Raw genomic sequence first — 18116 nt, forward strand, 5'->3', positions numbered from 1 at the left:
CGACCATGAAGCAGTATGCCGGAATCGATGTCTCGTTGGAATACTCGAGTGTGTGCGTGGTGGATGCGGATGGCCGCATCGTGCGCGAGGCAAAGGTCCACAGTGAACCCGATGCGCTGATCGCCTGGTTTGGCGAGCAGGGCGCGGCGATGGAACGAATTGGTCTTGAGGCTGGCCCCTTGTCGCAATGGCTTTACGCGGAAATGGCGAAGGCGGATCTGGCGGTCGAACTGATCGAGACGCGCCACGTGCGGGCGGCCTTCAAGACGATGCCCGTGAAGACCGACAAGAAGGACGCGCGGGGTATTGCGCAGTTAATGCGGCTTGGCTGGTTCAGGCCGGTCCACTGCAAATCTCTTCCGGCCCAGGAGGTGCGAGCGCTGCTGACCGCACGCAAGCTCATCCAGGGAAAACTTCACGACATCGAGATGAGCCTCCGGGGCATTCTGCGCGGTTTCGGCCTCAAGGTAGGGCCGACCACGCGGCGCACCTATGCGGCACGGATCCGCGAGCTGATTGAAGGTCATCCGACCTTGGAGGCGATCACCGTTTCACTGTTGAAGGTGCGCGACGCGCTTATGGACGAATTTGCAGGTTTTGAACGAAAGCTGCGTGTCATGGCCCGTCAGGACGATAATGCACGTCGGCTGATGACGACGCCCGGCGTTGGCGTGCTGGTGGCGCTGACATTCGTGTCGGCTGTTGACGCGCCTGAGCGCTTCCGATCATCACGAGCGGTGGGGCCGCATTTCGGATTGACGCCCAAGAAGTATCAATCGGGCGAAACCGATTATAGCGGCCGCATCTCGAAGATCGGTGATGCGGGCGTACGAACCGCGCTCTACGAGGCGGCCAATGTCATCCTGACGCGCCCCGTGAAGGGTTCGGATCTCAAAAGCTGGGCGCTGGCGGTTGCAAGACGTGCGGGACCCAGAAAGGCGCGTGTTGCGCTGGCCCGTAAGCTGGCGGTGGTGTTGCACCACATGCTCAGGGATAAAACCAACTTCATTCCCCACAAGGCGGCGTCAGCCATGACCGCCTGAGCAGGAAGCGAGACAACAAGACAAGGTTTCGGGCGGGCACCACCATCAGCCCACCGGAGCAAGGTCCCTTCGCCGGGACGATGGAGCGGATAGGCCGATGAACCGCAAGCAGCACTGAGGTGACTGCGCGTCCTTAGATTGGCCAGCCGGTCCTCAGCAGACCCCATAAAGCAGCGACCCCGGCGTCGACTGCGGACAGAAGCAAGCACTCGGCGAGGGATTAAGCTCAAAAGGGATTGACTCGGGACAGCCCGTTACAGAAGGAGCGGTTTAATCCCTAACAATTGCAAACCCAGAGCATACAAGTGCCAGATTACAGCACCGCATCCAATGCGAATAACCCAATTCCGCGCGCCGCGAACGTACGAGGCAAAGCTATATCGATAAGCCGGAAAGATCACCTCGAGTACGACGCATGTCGTAGCAAATATCGCAACCAGCGTGAACGATTTCACGAAGAACTGGGCCATCTCCTCTAAATCGAGAACGTACATTAGAATTGCTCCGACGAATTGGAACGACGTAATTGCCGTATGCGATGTCGGCGGCGATTGAAAATCGATTGTTTGGATAAGACCAATTCGTTTCGCAAATGGCTATCGCCAATCCACGAGCCGCCGCAGTAATCGGCAAGCCGCCGGAGTCATGCTTCTTGACTGCTGCCACCCTGGCCGTCGCCTTACAGTAAGGGGATATCGGCCGGCACAAGCGGTTGGCGGGCAGAAACTGCGCCACAGGAGACCACGTCTTTTTGAAAGCGGCGGTATTCCAGTCCTCGTAGGGCACTGGTGCTCTTCAACCTGGCAGGTCTCACTCACTTTCTGTCGGCGGCCTGGTTATTTGACCGCTGGGTGCAGACCCAACCGAGCGTTTATCGAAACAACGTTCGGACACCGGACGTTCGTTTTGTGCCGATACAGTGTGTCCGCAATTCGCGGGTCTGCGGCTTAATTTTTTTATCGCGTACTGACGGGAGTTCCAACGCTGTGGAACCGATGGCAAGAATGACGAAGACAAGGTAGCGGTTGAAATCCAACATGATCGTTTCGCCTTGAAAACAATCGGTCCGTCATTTCCAGCCAATCTTTTTTCGTCCCGGGGCGCTAAAAGAATGCAACCCGCAAGCGCCTCTCCTTGTTTCAGACGGATTTTCTCCATAGTGCGCCCTATAAACTGCGGAAAACCTCCCGAACTGAAAGAACCCCCATTTCAGGCAGATGTCTTTCAAAAGCATGCGGTTCTCTGGATCTAGCAGGTCTTCCCGTGCTGCCCGCAACCGAAGCATTTGTAGATAGGCTGCGGGTGTCATGTCCTTAAAAGCACGAAAACCAGCTTCGAGCGCTCGGGTGGAAACCTCCGCTGCGTCTGCCACCATCGGCATTGTAATCGGCTGGTCGATATTGGCCCGCATGAACTCGATCCCGCGTCGAACATGTCTGGGAGCGATCATGCTGGGTTTCTTATCCAGCAGATGCAATAGCCGATGAGGCACCATCCTTATCACCACATCGGCGAGCGCCTGCGAAATATGTGCCATGGCTATAGGAGACTGCAAAAGCGGACCATTAGCGCGCATTCCGTCGATGATTGTTTCGGCGAGATTGCCGATCGTGCGGCCAACTGGCGTTGACAGATCCAGCTCAGGCAGGAGGTCAAGGGAGCCATTGAAAGGCACGTCAAAAGTCTCGCAAATTGTCCGTTGGAATAAGGCCCAATCAAGCACCAACTCATCTATTAGATTGGCTTGCCCGTGCATCACGATGCCGTCAGGCTCGAAATTCCGGTAAAGCAGCAATTTCCCTTGTGCTGCCTCGGCGGTGCGCCGACCGTACGTAACCCCCATGCCACCGCTGCGCGGCACCACGATCGATAGATGCTCCGTTGCACCCGAGCACCATTCCGTGCGGAACTGAAACCCATCCTGATGGGAACCGGTAATCAACACGGCGCCTTCACAAGTCGAAAGATCGATCCCCCAATGGAACTCTTGGGAGCGACTTACGAGTTCAGCGTCGAATGTCCCGAAAACCTCGCTGAGAGTTTCGATCATGCTATCGAACGTTGAGCCGCAATATCGAAAAACGGCATCATCGGCGCTATTTTCCATCATGTGTTCTCCAGGTGCCAGCGACATCGATCTTGTCGGTTCATACAAGATCGTCTCTCGAGTTTCATAGAGCTTGCGACAACCATTTTTTAATTGAACATAGCTTGCCCGGCGCCCGAAACCTCCAGTGACGAGGCGGTTTATTTCCTCTCCACTCTTATCCGAGTGTTGGCAGGCATGACATCTGCCTCAGGATCTTCAGTCGCCTTCGCCTCTTAGGCGTGGACTGAAGGGTTGGCCGATTACGGCGCTCGGAGAGCGGTTGTTTTTGGTTTCGTCTACTAGCATTCGCCCGTGGCGGGTTCCACCTCGACGCCGCTTCTTGTCGACCTAATGTTGTTGTATACCTATGTCGACAGGCAATCGGCATTGTCAACCGCAAAGGTTGACGCTCGCGATCCCCAATAAGTTCGTGGTATATTCTGAATAAAGAAGGAGAGCTTCTCTAGGTCAGTCGTCACTTACTCTTCAGCATGTTTGCTGACCAGATGTCATACGGTGACTTCCCGATACGATCCAAAGCGGGGAATTCAACGATGGTGGTTCCGGACGTACGATTCTTCCCGCTGCAGTCACGAAGCCCCTCTCATATTCGCTTCATCTTTGCGTCAAAGCTCCAAGCCCCGGGCCCTGTAGAGGCCAGATAAAGAAAGATGAAGCAAAACAGGAGCGTACCATCGCCGCCGTTCGGCACGGGAAAGGCGCTCTTGCCTGAGAAATTGGTAGTCCAATAGCCGAGGCCCATCTGCCCGGATAAAAGGAATGCAACCGGTCTGGTCAGGAGGCCAGTCAGCACAGCCAGGCCGCCGAACACCTCCCGAAGGCTAAAAATCAGCATCAGAGTGGATAAATTGGCTTCGTCCCCTGCTCCGCCAACGCCGAACGCGGGGAATCCGGCTAGCTTCATGGCGCCATGTTCAATGAGCAGCAGGGCGGTAACGATTCGGAGCACGGCGAGTGCCGTCTGCGCGTGTTTTGAAGCATCCTCCAAAGCAGTCTCCAGTTTTTCCAGTTGTCTCGTCCTAATTCCGGTCGATCGGCATTCGGATCAGGACGCCGGATCGATAGGAACGAACCTGGGTTGATCAGTTCGCGCAAATACGGTGCCAAGAAATTATCGAGGGACGTAAGGCGATCTTGCGTAAGACCAGATAGGTCTTCTGAGCGCGGAAGAAGCATTGGGGCTTGATACAACCCGATTTTGTCGTGCGTGTCCGCCGCCAAAGAAACGCACGCGGCAACGGTCCGATCCTTTACTCGAACCGGATTGCAAATCCGTTCCAATCGCGAGGATCCATGCTCACTTATTGTCCATGAGTTTTTGAGACATGTAGGTGTATTCGAGCGCGTAGAGGCGCGCGCGTTCCTGCAGGTTGGCGGCAGCGGCGTGGCCGCCCTCGATGTTTTCGTAATAGTAGAAGGGCAGACTCATATCTTCGAACAGGGCGGCCATTTTGCGCGCGTGCGCCGGACCGACGCGGTCATCTTTGGTCGAGGTTTCGAAGAAAGGCTCCGGATAACCCACACCCGCCCTTACGTTATGATATGGCGAGATCGAGCGCAGAAAGGCGCCTTCGACAGGATCGTCCGGATTGCCATATTCGCCCTGCCACGAGGCTCCTGCCGACATGTGGGTGAAGTTGACCATGTCGAGAAGCGGCACCTGGATCACGGCCGCGTTCCATAGATCAGGGCGCTCGGTCAGTTGCACGCCCATCAGCAGGCCGCCGTTCGAACCACCCATGATCCCGAGATGCGGTGCCGAGGTAACCTTCTTCGCGATCAGGTCCTGCGCCACGGCCTGGAAGTCGTCATAGACACGCTGACGATGGGTTTTCAAACCGGCCTCGTGCCATTTTGGTCCGAATTCGCCACCCCCTCGTATATTGGCCAGCGCGTAGGCACCCCCCTTTTCCAACCACAACTTGCCAAGTGTTGCCAAATAGGTGGGACGCATTGAAATTTCAAAACCGCCATAAGCATAGAGGATGGTGGGGTTCGTGCCGTCGAGCTTAATATCTTTGCGCGCCACGAGGAAGTAGGGAACTTTCGTTCCATCCTCCGAGGTCGCCCAGAACTGCTGTACTTGCAGGTCTTCAGCATCGAAGCGTTCCGGGCTCGACTTGAGCTTCTCGACATTGCCGCTTGCAGCATCCGCGTAAAAAAGGGTGGAGGGTTCGAGGAAACCTTCCGAGAAGATGAACAGGTGATCGCTCTCATTGTCGCTCGACGTCACGGACAAAGTCGAATTTTCCGGCAGGGCCAATTTAAAGGACGACCAGCCATTCTTGCCGAAATCAAAGCTGCGTACCTCGCTGCTGACATTCGACTGGATCGACAGCACAAGATGATTTTTCGTCTGGGTAATCCCTTGGACAGACTGGTGGTCGTTCGGCATGAACAGCACAAGTGGTTCAACGTGCGCCGGATCGGCGAGCGCCGCGCGGAGATCGAAAGCGATTAGCGCGCCATTGTGGAAGACGGTGCCATTGGCCGAGGCCCAGTCCGACTTCAAATTGTAGATTGCCTGGCCCTTGTAGTAGCCACTTAAAGCAGCTGTGGTCGGGAATGGCAGAACGACCTTGCGGTTATCGGTGTGACCGTTCGGGTAGAAGGCTAGTTCTGTGTTGAACGAGTCGAGGTCGCGATAGGAGATGTCCATCACATACTTGCCATCAATGTCGCGCATCACGCTGCGGCGAGACGAGACGTCTTTCTTGTCGCCGCGAAAAATCTCGACCGCCTGATCGAGGCTCTGGCCCCGCTTCAGCACCTTGGTGACGTAGCCGTAGCCGGAATCCGTCACTTCGCCCGGCGTCCATTCCCGAGTCACGTAGATGGTGTTCTCGTCCACCCAAGTCGCCGACTGCTTGCCCTCAGGCAGGACGAAGCCTTCCTTAACGAACTGGCCCCTGGCGATGTCGAATTCGCGCACCACATCTGCATCCTTGCCGCCATCAGACAGGCTGAGCAGGCAGAGATTGTCGACGGGCGGCAGGCAGTTCTCGCTTCTGAGCACCCAGGTCTTATCCTCGAGTTTGGACAGCGCCTCGACATCGAGAATGACGCGCCATTGAGGGCTTCCAGACCTGTAGGCTTCCCAGCTCGTCCGCCGCCACAGACCCTGCACGTGCGTGCCGTCCTGCCAAAAGTTGTCGATCGTGCTGCCATGCGCGAAGCCGGGCCGAACAATGCGATCGGTGGCTTGCAAGATCTTCAGAATGTCAGCCTGATATTCGCCATAGCGTGGATCTTTCGACAGTTTGTTGACGGTTGATTGGTTATGCGCCTTCACCCAGACCATCGCCTTTTCGCCGTCAATCTCATTCAGATAGGCGCGAGGGTCGGCGGCGTCGTTGGGAGCGTTGTTAGGGTTGGAATCGATCGGCTTGGCAACAGTGGTCATCGGCGCCTTGGCAGAAGCCGCCATGGTGAATGCCATCGCCAAAACCATAGCCAACACCAATCTATTCAGAAATGTACCGCGCATAATTTACCTCGCCGAAATCCAACGTCCAAGCGGTTGAAACAAACCGCTCCGCCTCTCGTCTCGGCAAGAGCTGTGCCAATCAAGCGCATCTGAACTGACCCTCTGGAATCAAAGGCTTGGGAGCATGAAGGCCTTGTAGGATAAGTCGCACTGCAATGTCGCAACCGCTCCAGGTTTGTCACTTCCATATGGCTCTGAGACGATCCTCGTACTGATTTCCCCACAAGGGCGAAGGCGCGCATAGGTCACCAGGCCTGGTATTGAGTGCACGGGCGGGAAGGTGCGCCTCGCCGAGGCTCTCAGGAGTGCTTGGTCGGCCATCACGTGACGAATGGATTGCCCTGCCCGGTGATGGTGGCGAGCGACCACATATTTGGTCACGGAGCGGAGAGCGACCATTTTCGTCTCGCTAGCCTCCCAAGAAACATGCGTACGATTCACGCCTGCAAGGAGGCGCAAAGGTCAGGCGAATACGCAAATGCGGCCGTGATGGCGATGGTTAGCGGTCAAATGACAAGAAGATGGTGCGGCTGTGGGCGATGCGCGTGCGGCTGTTGTAACCGGCCGTTCGACCCGCGGTATAGAGCGCGTCATCGAAACACAGATCAGGTCTAATGCCCGCTTGGCGAGCAACGAGGCGAAACTTTCATGGCATGACAGGTCGTGCCGGGCAATCCGCACCACGGTTACATTAACGACGATCAAGCGCCGCTTGCCTTGAGAACGCCTTTACACTCCCCGCCAGATTTCATGTCGGTCGCGACAGCGGACCCTACACGAATTCGGCTGGCCTCGGTCGGCATAGCATCGCAAACCAGTCTATTAGGCACATCCGTTACATCCGGGTGGTGGGGCGCGGCCTAAGGCCGACTGCTAAGAAGCGGTCGAGCATCGCATTTACCTGGTCAGCCACCTCGATGGTATTGAAATGGCCAGCCAACAGCGTCTTGGCCAAAACGAGTTGGGAGCAGCGAACCTTTAGCCAGTCGAGATCACATGCAGCGCTCACCAGCGGCACATCGGCAGCGATGTAGGCCATCGGGACCTTGCAACGCGTTGCCGCAGGAGACGCATCATAGTTGAGGATGAAATTGCGCATTGCAGAATACGCCACATGCTGCGGTGTCTTCTCGCACGAGGCGCGGATATAGGTGTTGTGGATGCTCTCGCGCCTGGAAGGGTCGTCGTAGTCGAGGGCCATGGACCACGCGTTTTTTCGCAAAACCTCCCGATAGTTTGAGCTCGAAATTGCATCCAGGAACTGATCAATTTCGGGGCTGTCGCGAAGCGCCCACCGGGGCGTGACAATAGAATCGATCATCACCACACCAGAGGCCAGCTCAGGATGGCGGCCGCACAGCTCGAGTGCGACCGATCCACCCATGCTGTGGCCGATGATCAGCGGTTTCACCAGGTTCCGCTCGCTGCATTGCCACGCTACGTCGTCAGCAAAATCCTCGATCGTGTACTCCTGCTTCGGCGCGTCGCTGTCTCCGTGACCGCGGAGGTTTACCGCCATGACGTGCCGACTTTTAGCAAAATATTCGATCTGCGGCGTGAATATCCTGTGATCGCCGGTCCAGCCGTGAATCAGGACGAGCGGCGGACTTAGGGGCGAAGCCGATATTGCTTCGAAGTGCGCAAGGCACACCCCGGCGCGGTTCATCAGGACGGGGCTCGATTCGGCTACATTCATGGGGTTCGGCTCTTTTTTGGGCTCGCCAGCAAAGGGTAGAGTGTTTGTGTCATAGAGGGGAACGACCCGCGGCACTCAGACCGCGAGAGCAATGGCTTGCCGATTGCAAACTGATCCAGTTGAGAATGCCCGTGGCAAATGGGGCAGCACTTGAACATGATGAACTGTGAGCGGCACCAAGCCGGAGACGAAGATCGACTTGCCCGGTAGGCAAGCATCGAAGGAAAGATATCGGTGCCTAAATCCCCATGGAGGAAATGCCTGAGCGCACCGACGATAAAATCGAACAATCCGAATGCACGATCAAGCCGCCCGCATCAGGTCGCCGATCCAACAATGGATTTATTTGCCACCATAGCCTCCAATTCGTCAATGAGACCGGAGGCGGCGATTTCAGCTTTGATGCCATCGCCCAAGCGGCGCGCCGCATCGCGATAGCGCGGCTCCTGTAACAGGCCACTGACGGCATGGGCGATCTCGGCTTCGCTAGCACTCGGGGGTAGTCGAAGACCAGCTCCCTTCGACACAACTCGTGCAGCATTATCCCCCTGGTCGCGCCCGTTGGGGAGCACCAGTTGCGGTAGACCGTTTATCAGCCCCCGGCTGACGGTGCCGTGGCCGCCCTGCGTTATCAAAAGGCAGACTTCCTTCATCACTGTGTCATGCGGAGCGCCGTGCAACAGATGCACGTTCGCGGGGGCGACCAGCTTCCCCGCGTCAACATGAGGTCCGATGGTCGCCACCGCGTGCACGTCCAGCGTACCCAATGCGCAAATGATCCGTTGAACCAAGTCGTCTTGACCCTGAGCGCCGGAGCTGCAGGCGACGAGCACACGAGGTCGATTGGCGTCCACAGGCCAAGGCGCCTTCCAGCTCCTTGACCAATTTGGCTGCTCCAGCAGTGGCCCAACATAACGAACGTTGTCCGGTAGAAGGTCGGCCTCAAAATCGAAGGTCCGGCTGATCGCCAGCAAGTACCGATCGGCACACTCAAATAAATCCACCGTCCTGGCCAAACCGGACAGGCCGAGGCCGGCACGCGCCTCGTTTAGAAGCGAAAGGAATTGGTCCAGGAAGCAAGCCCAATTTTCGTTCGCCGCCGCGATCGCGATCCGCTCTTCTGGCGTCTGCGGCTGCGCCAATCCGCTGGCGGCCGGCGGAATTCCTGGCAAAGGGCGAAGGCTCACATGGGGTGACAACATTGCGATCGGCACGCCAGCGGCTTCGGCGCCCAACACGGCACCAAACAACATATCGATGGCAATGACAGCATCCGTCGGTATGCGGCCGATCTCATCCTGGACGTCGGCTGCGTAGGCTGGCGCCGGGCCGAACACCGCCTTTTGGAACCAGTCCTGCATGTCTGAAAAGCAGGCAGGATCCGCGTCGATCCCCATCGGGGCACGCCGCCAGGAGACGAAGTCGAAACCCGCCGCAGCCACTTCACGCCGCATCTCTGGATCAGCCATAATGCGGGCGCTATGGCCAACCCGTTGCAGTTGTCGAGCTGCAGTCAGCAACGGGCCCAGATTACCCGACGTCCCCCAGGACGCAAGCAGGAAGTTATACAACATGCCTCACCTCAATCGTGTTTGAAGCCAAATTTCGTCGTAATCGGAGGCTGCAATAGGTGATCGATAATTGGTGCGTCGTGTCGAGTTCTGCCGCTGTCACAATCGGAGGCGGGGCGATGCAACACACTCCCCGGAAACTTCCCTCAGCGGGAACTTTCCGGTTAGAAAGATGATGCTCCCTTGCGGCCGTCACACACGTTCTAGCAGGTGCCGTAAACCCGAAAGGACTCCCCGATTGCACACAGCTCAACCTGGTCGGGAGTTGGCACAATCGGCCGGAAAGGTCTAGCTGCTTAGCCGACCTCGACAAAGGTGATATCGTCTTGCGAACTTACGTCCGTCGCACGCATCTGCGGATGGACTTGAAGACTCCCCGGTCGTCTTCAGCTCGCGGGCAGCGAACTCAATGACTTACCCGCTCAGGTTTCGTTCGACTCCATCTGTCCTGCAATTTTTAAGGCGTTCGGGGCGCTGCGTAAAATTGATTGTTTGAATGAATACAATTCGCGGCCGGCATGTCTCTGGCGTTCCTCAAACTCGCTGCTTGGCCCAATCGTCACCGGGCACTTCTGCCCTCTTCGCAAACTGCCGGCGCCAGGTGTAAATCCGCTGCGGCACCAAGTCATGTCGACGAGCAACGTCCGCGACGCTCGCAACGCCTGCCGAAGCGGGCGACGAAGCGGGCCGCGACCTTCAAGTCCGCGGAAGACTCTTGCCTCCGAGCTCGAGCGTCATCAGTTTGATTTGGGTGGATGCGATCGTTTCATGATCGCGCCGCCGGCGGCGGTCGATTCCGTAAATCTCACTTGGCGATGTCGGGATGTAGAGGTATGGAGAACGGCCGCAGTTCCGAAGGTGCAAGGACGATGGCGTTTCCCGCAGCAAGCGCAGAGACCATTTTCCATCCCGGCGGATTCCTTGACTCGCCTTTCCGAAAGCTCGCGAACTCGGATGGCCATTATTTTTCGGGTTGAGCCGCTAACGCTTCCCGCCAGCAATCAATCTCGCCTCCGGGTCCAGACGCAGTCCTCACATGGCGCCGCATCCGATCACTGGGCCGATAGCGAGGGCGAGACTGGGTATTCCGCGCAGCAGTCGAGGATACTGCCGGAAATATCACGTTCCGGCGGTTAATCCATACACCCGACGTTCCTATTCGTCGCCACCGCAAAATCCGGGCCGAAGCGAATCCGTTTGATCCGATGTGGGACCGCTACTTCGCCGCAGGCGTGGTCTGCCCTCGGAAACTACGGATCGGCCTGATGGAACCGCCCACTCTGCCGATAAACAGGAACTGGCGGCTCTGGTCAAACAGGGCCTAGTGGAGGCTTGAGCCGTATGCGGGGAAACTGCGCGTACGGTCTTAGGGAGGAGCGACCCGGCGAGGGGTCGTTCCTAACCCGACAGGACACGCCGCAGCATCGGCGCTTGCCAGATCATTCGGCTGATGGGGCGAGATGAATGATGTCTCCCCGGGACCAGCCTTCGGCAAGGCTCATCAGAAACTCCAGCTCCCGTCTCAGCGCGACGGTGCGACTTACATCCTTTGCATGCTGGTTGTCGGCGCGCACGTGATAAAATTCGCCGACCGCGATTCCCGCCGCTTTTCGCTTGTCCTCAAGCGCGGACTTCAAACCTGCCAGCTCGTCCCTAACAGCGAAGTAGCGCCGCATAACGGCGATCAAACGCAGGTCGTTTTCTGCTTCATCCATATTGGCGTCTTCCAAAATGCTTTGATTAGGAAGAAGCAGATTCGCTCTCTCCTGTCACGCCTCGAACGACAATCGGCAAGGATGATACTTTAGAAATATCTCAACTAGAGAGGATGTAAGATTCATGGCAAAGCGAGAAGAGTTCCATTCATCGCCTTCCGCGACGGCGCAAACAATCCAATTTCCTTCAACTTGAAGGGTGATACCCGGAACTCTGACCCGTGTGTCGGGTCTCCCTTTCTATTTCGTTCGCATGTAGCAGATAGCAACGCGCCCGCTGATAGTCCATTCACCGCATTATTTGAGGGAAGAACCTAACAAAGAAAAAACCGAACGCGCTTGCAGATCGTCCGGCTTTTCCCGCGACTACCTACTTCGACAGGGCAAAGTCGGGTAGCATGTCGCTAGTTGGAGCGTATGCACGATATGGAATATACCAGTCGCATTTCGCGTGCGCGAACTACCAAGGCAGGTAGGTTCCCAAGCTCGGCGACCCGACCCTGCGGCTTCCGCGTCGCATGCCCATCCGACCCGGCGAGATGTCGGAGAGCGGGTTTCATTTTCCTGATCGTTGCCGCCGACATCGGAGTGGTTTCCAGCAAACCACGCCTGTTGCAGGCAATCCGGATGCTTGAAATATCGCGCAAGGACAGCTCCTCACATTCAGCGCACGAACAGGGCTTTGTCGGGCACTTGCTCCGCCGGTTGTCGGCATTGAGACTCAATGTCAGTAACCTGACACTACGCGCCGCTAGGAAGTGCCCGCTGAGCCTGCGATTTCACTTCGGCACGCGATTTGCTCTGTTTGCGGCATCATCACCAATCGCAGTGCGATGGTCTTTGGGACGCACACGGCGCCGCGTCGCTGTTCGCGTCTGATCCGACGGTTCGCTGTGGGAATGACTTGGCGCGTGGTTGTGGACCCCGAGAAAATGCAGGGACGTGTTGGATGCGATCTAGTTTAACTGCCACCGGCGGTGTGGGACTGGTCCGGAGGTCGTGTTGGCGGAGACGTCGCTGGCGGGTAGGGTCGAACCTCATTCACCAAGCTCTACGACTAGGCAATCTATGCCGACTCCGACAGGCTCGACGTCATCTGGCACGACCCGCACCTGTCGCTCGGCGAAGCGTCGGAATTCCGCCTGGGCGCTGCGCCGGCGCGCCTAGAATTATGATGCACCTTCCCCGCGCCGTTCGTGCCGCTGGAGGACCTGGCGCTGACAATCGCGGTGGAGGACATCGCCTCCATGCCGTCTTCCGTCGTTCGCTGCCCGTCGCCTGCCAGTCACCTTCCGCCCTTTCCATCGCTTAGAGAGTGAACTGCCACCATGTCCGAACAACCCTTGCCGACGCTGCCGATGTGGCGCCTCAATCACATCGAGCCCTCGCCCGAGATGCTAACGCTAAGCGCCAACGGTCCGATCCATCGCGTGCGCTTCCCGTCCGGGCACGAAGGCTGGTGGGTGACAGGCTACGACGAGGCCAAGGCGGTGCTCTCCGACACTGCATTCCGGCCCGCGGGGATGCCGCCGGCGGCATTTACCCCGGATTCAGTGATTCTCGGTTCGCCGGGGTGGCTGGTCTCGCACGAGGGGGACGAGCATGCGCGGTTACGCACGATCGTGGGACGGGCCTTCAGCGACCGCAATATGGAGCTGCTCGCGCAGAAGGTCGAGGCGATCGCCGCGCAGTTGTTTGAGACGCTGGCGGCCCAGCCCCAGCCCGCCGACCTGCGGCTCCACCTCTCCTTTCCGCTTCCGGCCATTGTCATTAGCGCGCTGATGGGCGTGCTCTATGAGGATCACGCCTTTTTCGCCGGGCTGTCCGACGAGGTGATGACGCACCAGCATGAAAGCGGCCCGCGCAGCGCGTCGCGCCTGGCCTGGGAAGAGCTGCGCGCCTACATTCGCGGCAAGATGCGGGACAAGCGCGAGGACCCCGGCGACAACCTGCTGACGGATCTGCTCGCGGCGGTCGATCAGGGCAAAGCGACCGAGGAAGAGGCGATCGGCCTGGCGGCGGGCATGCTGGTGGCGGGGCACGAGAGCACCGTCGCGCAGATCGAATTCGGCCTGCTGGCGATGTTCCGTCATCCGCAACAGCGCGAACGCCTGGTCGGCGATCCATCCCTTGTGGACAAGACAGTGGAGGAAATCCTGCGTATGTACCCCCCGGGCGCGGGCTGGGACGGCGTCATGCGCTACCCGAGAACCGACGTGACCATAGCGGGCGTGCGTATTCCCGCGGAGAGCAAGGTGCTGGTCGGCCTGCCGGCGACGGCGTTCGATCCGCGCCATTTCGAGGACCCGGAAATCTTCGACATCGGACGCGAAGGAAAGCCCCACTTGGCGTTCTCCTACGGGCCGCACTATTGCATCGGCGTTGCGCTAGCCAGGCTGGAACTCAAGGCGGTGTTCGGTTCGATCTTTCAGCGCTTTCCCGCGCTGCGCCTCGCCGTGGCGCCCGAAAAACTGAAGTTGCGCAAGGAGATCATCACCGGCGGGTTCGAGGAGTTTCCGGTGTTCTGGTGATGCGTGGAAGCCGCTGGGGATCGTGATCTTCTCCGCATGGCCGGCGCGCCTGGCGCGCCGGCCAGATCAGCAACCAACAGGTAACCAAGATGGACGTGAAAGAAACAACCGCGGTATGCCGGGACGCCTTCGCCGAACTCGCGTCGCCGGCGTGCATCCACGACCCATATCCGTTCATGCGGTGGTTGCGCGAGCACGATCCGGTGCACCGGGCAGCGTCAGGCCTCTTTCTGTTGAGCCGCCACGCCGACATCTACTGGGCACTCAAGGCCACGGGCGATGCGTTTCGGGGACCGGCGCCGGGCGAACTGGCGCGCTATTTCCCGCGTGCGGCAACCAGCCTGTCGCTCAATCTGCTGGCGTCCACTTTAGCGATGAAGGATCCACCGACGCATACGCGTCTGCGCCGGCTGATCTCCCGCGATTTCACGATGCGCGAGATCGACAACCTGCGGCCGAGCATAGTGCACATCGTCGCAGCGCGCCTGGACGGCATGGCGCACGCGCTTGAGCGCGGGGAGGCAGTGGACCTGCATCGCGAATTCGCGCTTGCCTTGCCAATGCTGGTCTTTGCCGAACTGTTCGGCATACCCCAGGAGGACATGTTCGGGCTCGCCGCCAACATCGGCGCCATCCTGGAAGGCCTGAGCCCGCACGCCAGCGATCCCCAGCTCGCCGAGGCGGACGCAGCCAGCGCCAAAGTTAAGGCCTACTTCGGCGACCTCATACAGCGCAGGCGCACCGATCCCCGCCAGGACGTCGTGTCGATGCTGGTCGGCGCACACGGCGATGATGCCGATATGCTGTCGGATGTGGAGTTGATCAGCATGCTATGGGGCATGCTGCTGGGTGGCTTCGCCACCACTGCTGCGACCATTGACCATGCGGTCCTGGCGATGCTGGCGCATCCCGAACAGCGGCACTGGCTGCAGGGAGATGCCAAGGGGGTCGAGGCATTCGTCGAAGAAGTCTTGCGCTGCAACGCACCCGCCATGTTCAGCTCCATTCCGCGAATCGCACAGCGCGACATCGAACTGGGCGGCGTGGTAATCCCGAAGAACGCGGACGTGCGCGTGCTGATCGCCGCCGGCAATCGTGACCCGGACGCCTTTGCCGATCCCGACCGCTTCGACCCCGTACGGTTCTACGGCACCAGTCCTGGCATGTCGATTGACGGGAAGATCATGCTGAGCTTCGGCCACGGCATCCACTTCTGCCTCGGGGCGCAACTGGCCCGGGTGCAATTAGCCGAGAGCCTGCCGCGGATCGAGGCGCGCTTCCCTACGCTCGTACTCGCCGATCAGCCGACCCTGGAGCCATCCGCGTTCCTTAGGACATTCCGCGCCCTGCCCGTGCGGCTGCATGCGCAGGCGGGGCGCTGAGATGCGCGTCGTGGTCGACCAGGATCTTTGCGGAACCACTGGGCAGTGTGTGCTAACCCTGCCGGGCGTCTTTCGCCAGCGCGAACTGGACGGCGTGGCCGAAGTGTGCGTGGTGACGGTCCCCCAAGCGCTGCACGCCGCCGTGCGGCTCGCTGCCAGCCAGTGCCCAGTTGCCGCCATTTGGGTCGTCGAAAGCGCCGCTGGGGATGGCGAGCCAGCCCGGGCCGACCCTACGCCTTCTCTGGCAGAGGCCGAGCGACATGCCACGAAAGACCAATGCAATCCAGGAGGACACGATGGGACGGTTTGAGGGCAAGGTGGCCGTGGTGACCGGCGCCGGCGCCGGCATCGGGAAGTCATGCGCCCTCGCCATTGCGCGCGAGGGCGGCAGGGTGGTCGTGGCCGACATTGACGGCTCAGCGGCCACCGCGTGCACGGCGCAGATCGCGGCCGAAGCTGGCCACGCGCTGGCCTTGGCCATGGACATCGCCGATGCGCAGGCTGTGGCCGCGCTATTTGAGGCGGCGGAGCGGCACTTCGGTGGGGTCGATCTGCTGGTGAACAACGCGAGCGCCATGCATCTGACCCCATGCGACCGCGCGATCCTCGATCTGGACCTGGCGGTTTGGGATGAAACGATGGCGACTAATCTGCGCGGCACGCTGCTCTGCTGCCGCCAGGCCATTCCGCGCATGATCGCCCGTGGCGGTGGCGCGATCGTCAACATGTCCTCGTGCCAGGGGCTCAGCGGTGACACCGCGCTGACCTCCTACGCCGCGTCGAAGGCCGCGATGAACATGCTGTCGGCCTCGCTCGCCACCCAATATGGTCACGCGCAGATCCGCTGCAACGCGGTTGCGCCGGGTCTTATCATGACCGAACGTCTCCTCGACAAGTTGGACGAGTGCATGCAACGGCATCTGCGCCGGCACCAGCTCCTGCGGCACGTCGGCCGCCCCGAGGACGTGGCCGCGCTGGTGGCTTTCCTGCTCTCCGACGATGCTGCGTTCATCACCGGCCAAGTCGTGTGCATCGACGGCGGCATGCTGACGCATGTGCCGACATACGCCGATGGTGGCAACAGCCGTGCCGCGCGGCCGACCAGTGACACCGCCGAAGCGGCCGCGGCGCCAGAGAGGTAATAGACATGCTGCTCAACCCGCTGAACCGTCGGCACCGGCTGCGGGACGACATCCCGGTCATGCCCGGCGCTTTCCCCCTGGTCGGGCATCTTCCCGCCATCGTTTGTGACCTGCCGCGCCTGCTGCGGCGCGCGGAACGGACGCTGGGCAGCCATTTCTGGCTGGATTTTGGCCCTGCCGGACAACTGATGACGTGCCTGGATCCGGATGCGTTTGCGTTGCTCCGGCACAAGGACGTGTCCTCGGCACTGATTGAAGAGATTGCACCCGAAATCCTTGGCGGAACGTTGGTCACTCTGAACGGTAGCGCGCATCGGCAGGCGCGCGATGGGATCAAGTCGGCATTCCTGCCGAGGGGCCTGACCGAGGCCGGCATTGGCGAGCTATTCGAGCCCGTCATCCGGGCCCGGGTGCAGGCATGGCGCGAGCGCGGTGAAGTAACTATCCTGCCCGAGACCGGCGACTTGATGCTGAAGCTCACCTTTTATCTCATGGGCATCCCCGCCCAAGACCTGCCGGAGTGGCATCGCAAGTACCGGCAACTGCTGCAGTTGATGCTCGCGCCACCGATCGACCTGCCCGGAACGCCCTTTCGGCGCGGCCGCGCCGCCCGCGACTGGATCGACGCGCAGTCGCGCCAGTTCATCCGCGGCGCGCGCGCGCATGCCGCGCGCACCGGGTTGATCAACGACATGGTGAGCGCGTTCGATCGCAGCGAAGGCGCGCTCTCCGATGACGTCCTGGTCGCCAACGTTCGCTTGCTGCTGCTTGCCGGTCACGAGACCACCGCCTCAACGATGGCCTGGATGGTGATCGAGCTGGCGCGGCAGCCTGAGCTGTGGGACTCCCTCGTCGAGGAGGCGCAACGCGTGGGCGCGGTGCCGACCCGGCACGCGGACCTGTCGCAGTGCCCGGTCGCCGAGGCGCTGTTTCGCGAGACGCTGCGCATGCATCCGGCGTCCTCGCTCTTACCGCGTCGCGCGACGCAGGAATTACAACTCGGCCAGCGGCGCATTCCTGCGGGCACCAGTCTGGGCATCCCGCTGCTGCATTTCTCGACCTCACCGCTGCTGCACGAGGCGCCTGATCAGTTCCGCCTGGCGCGGTGGCTACAACGCACGGGGCCGATCCGGCCGGTGGACATGCTGCAGTTCGGCAGCGGCCCACACGTCTGCATCGGCTACCACCTGGTATGGCTGGAACTGGTGCAGTTCGGCATCGCCTTGGCACTGACCATGCACAAGGCCGGGGTGCGGCCGCGGTTGCTGAGCGACGCTGAAAAAGGCCGGCGCTATTACCCGACAGCACAGCCCTCCATGAAAATCCGCATCGGATTCTCATGAGCTGGCGTCGCAAGCTCCGCGTGGCGTGGCAGCGACGCCGGCAACGCTAAGGCGGTTCGCCGCTCGCCGTGGCCCTCTCCTGTCAGGAACAAGGAC

The 18116-nt window shown here is 59.8% G+C and carries 12 protein-coding genes and 2 pseudogenes; 6 read left to right on the forward strand and 8 right to left on the reverse strand.

The window, feature by feature from the left end:
* Nucleotides 1-5 precede the first annotated feature (5 nt).
* Nucleotides 6-1043, forward strand: coding sequence for an IS110 family RNA-guided transposase (locus PH547_RS31785; RefSeq protein WP_004119987.1), 1038 nt, complete (start codon nucleotides 6-8; stop codon nucleotides 1041-1043).
* 1069 nt (nucleotides 1044-2112) lie between these two features.
* Here PH547_RS31785 and PH547_RS31790 read toward each other — a convergent pair.
* From PH547_RS31790 to PH547_RS31820, 8 genes and pseudogenes are all read right to left on the reverse strand, one after another.
* The gene (locus PH547_RS31790; protein WP_065091956.1) at nucleotides 2113-3153 is read right to left on the reverse strand and encodes a helix-turn-helix transcriptional regulator; all 1041 of its coding nucleotides are present in this window, start codon (nucleotides 3151-3153) and stop codon (nucleotides 2113-2115) included.
* 583 nt (nucleotides 3154-3736) lie between these two features.
* Complete coding sequence (locus PH547_RS31795) at nucleotides 3737-4141, reverse strand: DoxX family protein (protein ID WP_004120043.1); 405 nt, start codon at nucleotides 4139-4141, stop codon at nucleotides 3737-3739.
* A 309-nt stretch (nucleotides 4142-4450) separates the two neighbouring features.
* Complete coding sequence (locus PH547_RS31800; RefSeq protein ID WP_004120041.1) at nucleotides 4451-6640, reverse strand: prolyl oligopeptidase family serine peptidase; 2190 nt, start codon at nucleotides 6638-6640, stop codon at nucleotides 4451-4453.
* 835 nt (nucleotides 6641-7475) lie between these two features.
* The gene (locus tag PH547_RS31805; RefSeq protein ID WP_004120039.1) at nucleotides 7476-8336 is read right to left on the reverse strand and encodes an alpha/beta fold hydrolase; all 861 of its coding nucleotides are present in this window, start codon (nucleotides 8334-8336) and stop codon (nucleotides 7476-7478) included.
* 317 nt (nucleotides 8337-8653) lie between these two features.
* Nucleotides 8654-9910 (reverse strand): glycosyltransferase, encoded by a 1257-nt coding sequence (locus PH547_RS31810; protein ID WP_004120036.1) that lies wholly within the window; start codon nucleotides 9908-9910, stop codon nucleotides 8654-8656.
* Between the two features lie 531 nt (nucleotides 9911-10441).
* Nucleotides 10442-10552 (reverse strand): annotated as a pseudogene (locus PH547_RS33900) (transposase); the annotation flags it as partial.
* A 66-nt stretch (nucleotides 10553-10618) separates the two neighbouring features.
* A pseudogene (locus PH547_RS31815) lies at nucleotides 10619-10817 on the reverse strand (aldehyde dehydrogenase family protein); the annotation flags it as partial.
* Between the two features lie 529 nt (nucleotides 10818-11346).
* Nucleotides 11347-11622 (reverse strand): hypothetical protein, encoded by a 276-nt coding sequence (locus PH547_RS31820; protein ID WP_004120034.1) that lies wholly within the window; start codon nucleotides 11620-11622, stop codon nucleotides 11347-11349.
* A 1328-nt stretch (nucleotides 11623-12950) separates the two neighbouring features.
* Between PH547_RS31820 and PH547_RS31830 the strand changes: the two genes are divergently transcribed.
* From PH547_RS31830 to PH547_RS31850, 5 genes are all read left to right on the forward strand, one after another.
* Nucleotides 12951-14153, forward strand: a complete 1203-nt coding sequence (locus PH547_RS31830; RefSeq protein WP_004120030.1) for a cytochrome P450 — start codon at nucleotides 12951-12953, stop codon at nucleotides 14151-14153.
* 89 nt (nucleotides 14154-14242) lie between these two features.
* Nucleotides 14243-15535: a cytochrome P450 gene (locus PH547_RS31835; protein WP_004120028.1), complete on the forward strand. Its 1293-nt coding sequence runs from the start codon at nucleotides 14243-14245 to the stop codon at nucleotides 15533-15535.
* Nucleotide 15536: 1 nt separating this feature from the next.
* Nucleotides 15537-15845, forward strand: a complete 309-nt coding sequence (locus PH547_RS31840) for a ferredoxin (protein WP_004120026.1) — start codon at nucleotides 15537-15539, stop codon at nucleotides 15843-15845.
* Complete coding sequence (locus PH547_RS31845; protein WP_004120024.1) at nucleotides 15832-16677, forward strand: SDR family oxidoreductase; 846 nt, start codon at nucleotides 15832-15834, stop codon at nucleotides 16675-16677. The genes PH547_RS31840 and PH547_RS31845 overlap by 14 nt, the downstream gene beginning before the upstream one ends.
* Nucleotides 16677-18020: a cytochrome P450 gene (locus PH547_RS31850; RefSeq protein WP_028755176.1), complete on the forward strand. Its 1344-nt coding sequence runs from the start codon at nucleotides 16677-16679 to the stop codon at nucleotides 18018-18020. The genes PH547_RS31845 and PH547_RS31850 overlap by 1 nt, the downstream gene beginning before the upstream one ends.
* Nucleotides 18021-18116 lie beyond the last annotated feature (96 nt).

The organism is Rhizobium cerradonense, from assembly GCF_030182455.1.
Taxonomy (GTDB): domain Bacteria; phylum Pseudomonadota; class Alphaproteobacteria; order Rhizobiales; family Rhizobiaceae; genus Rhizobium.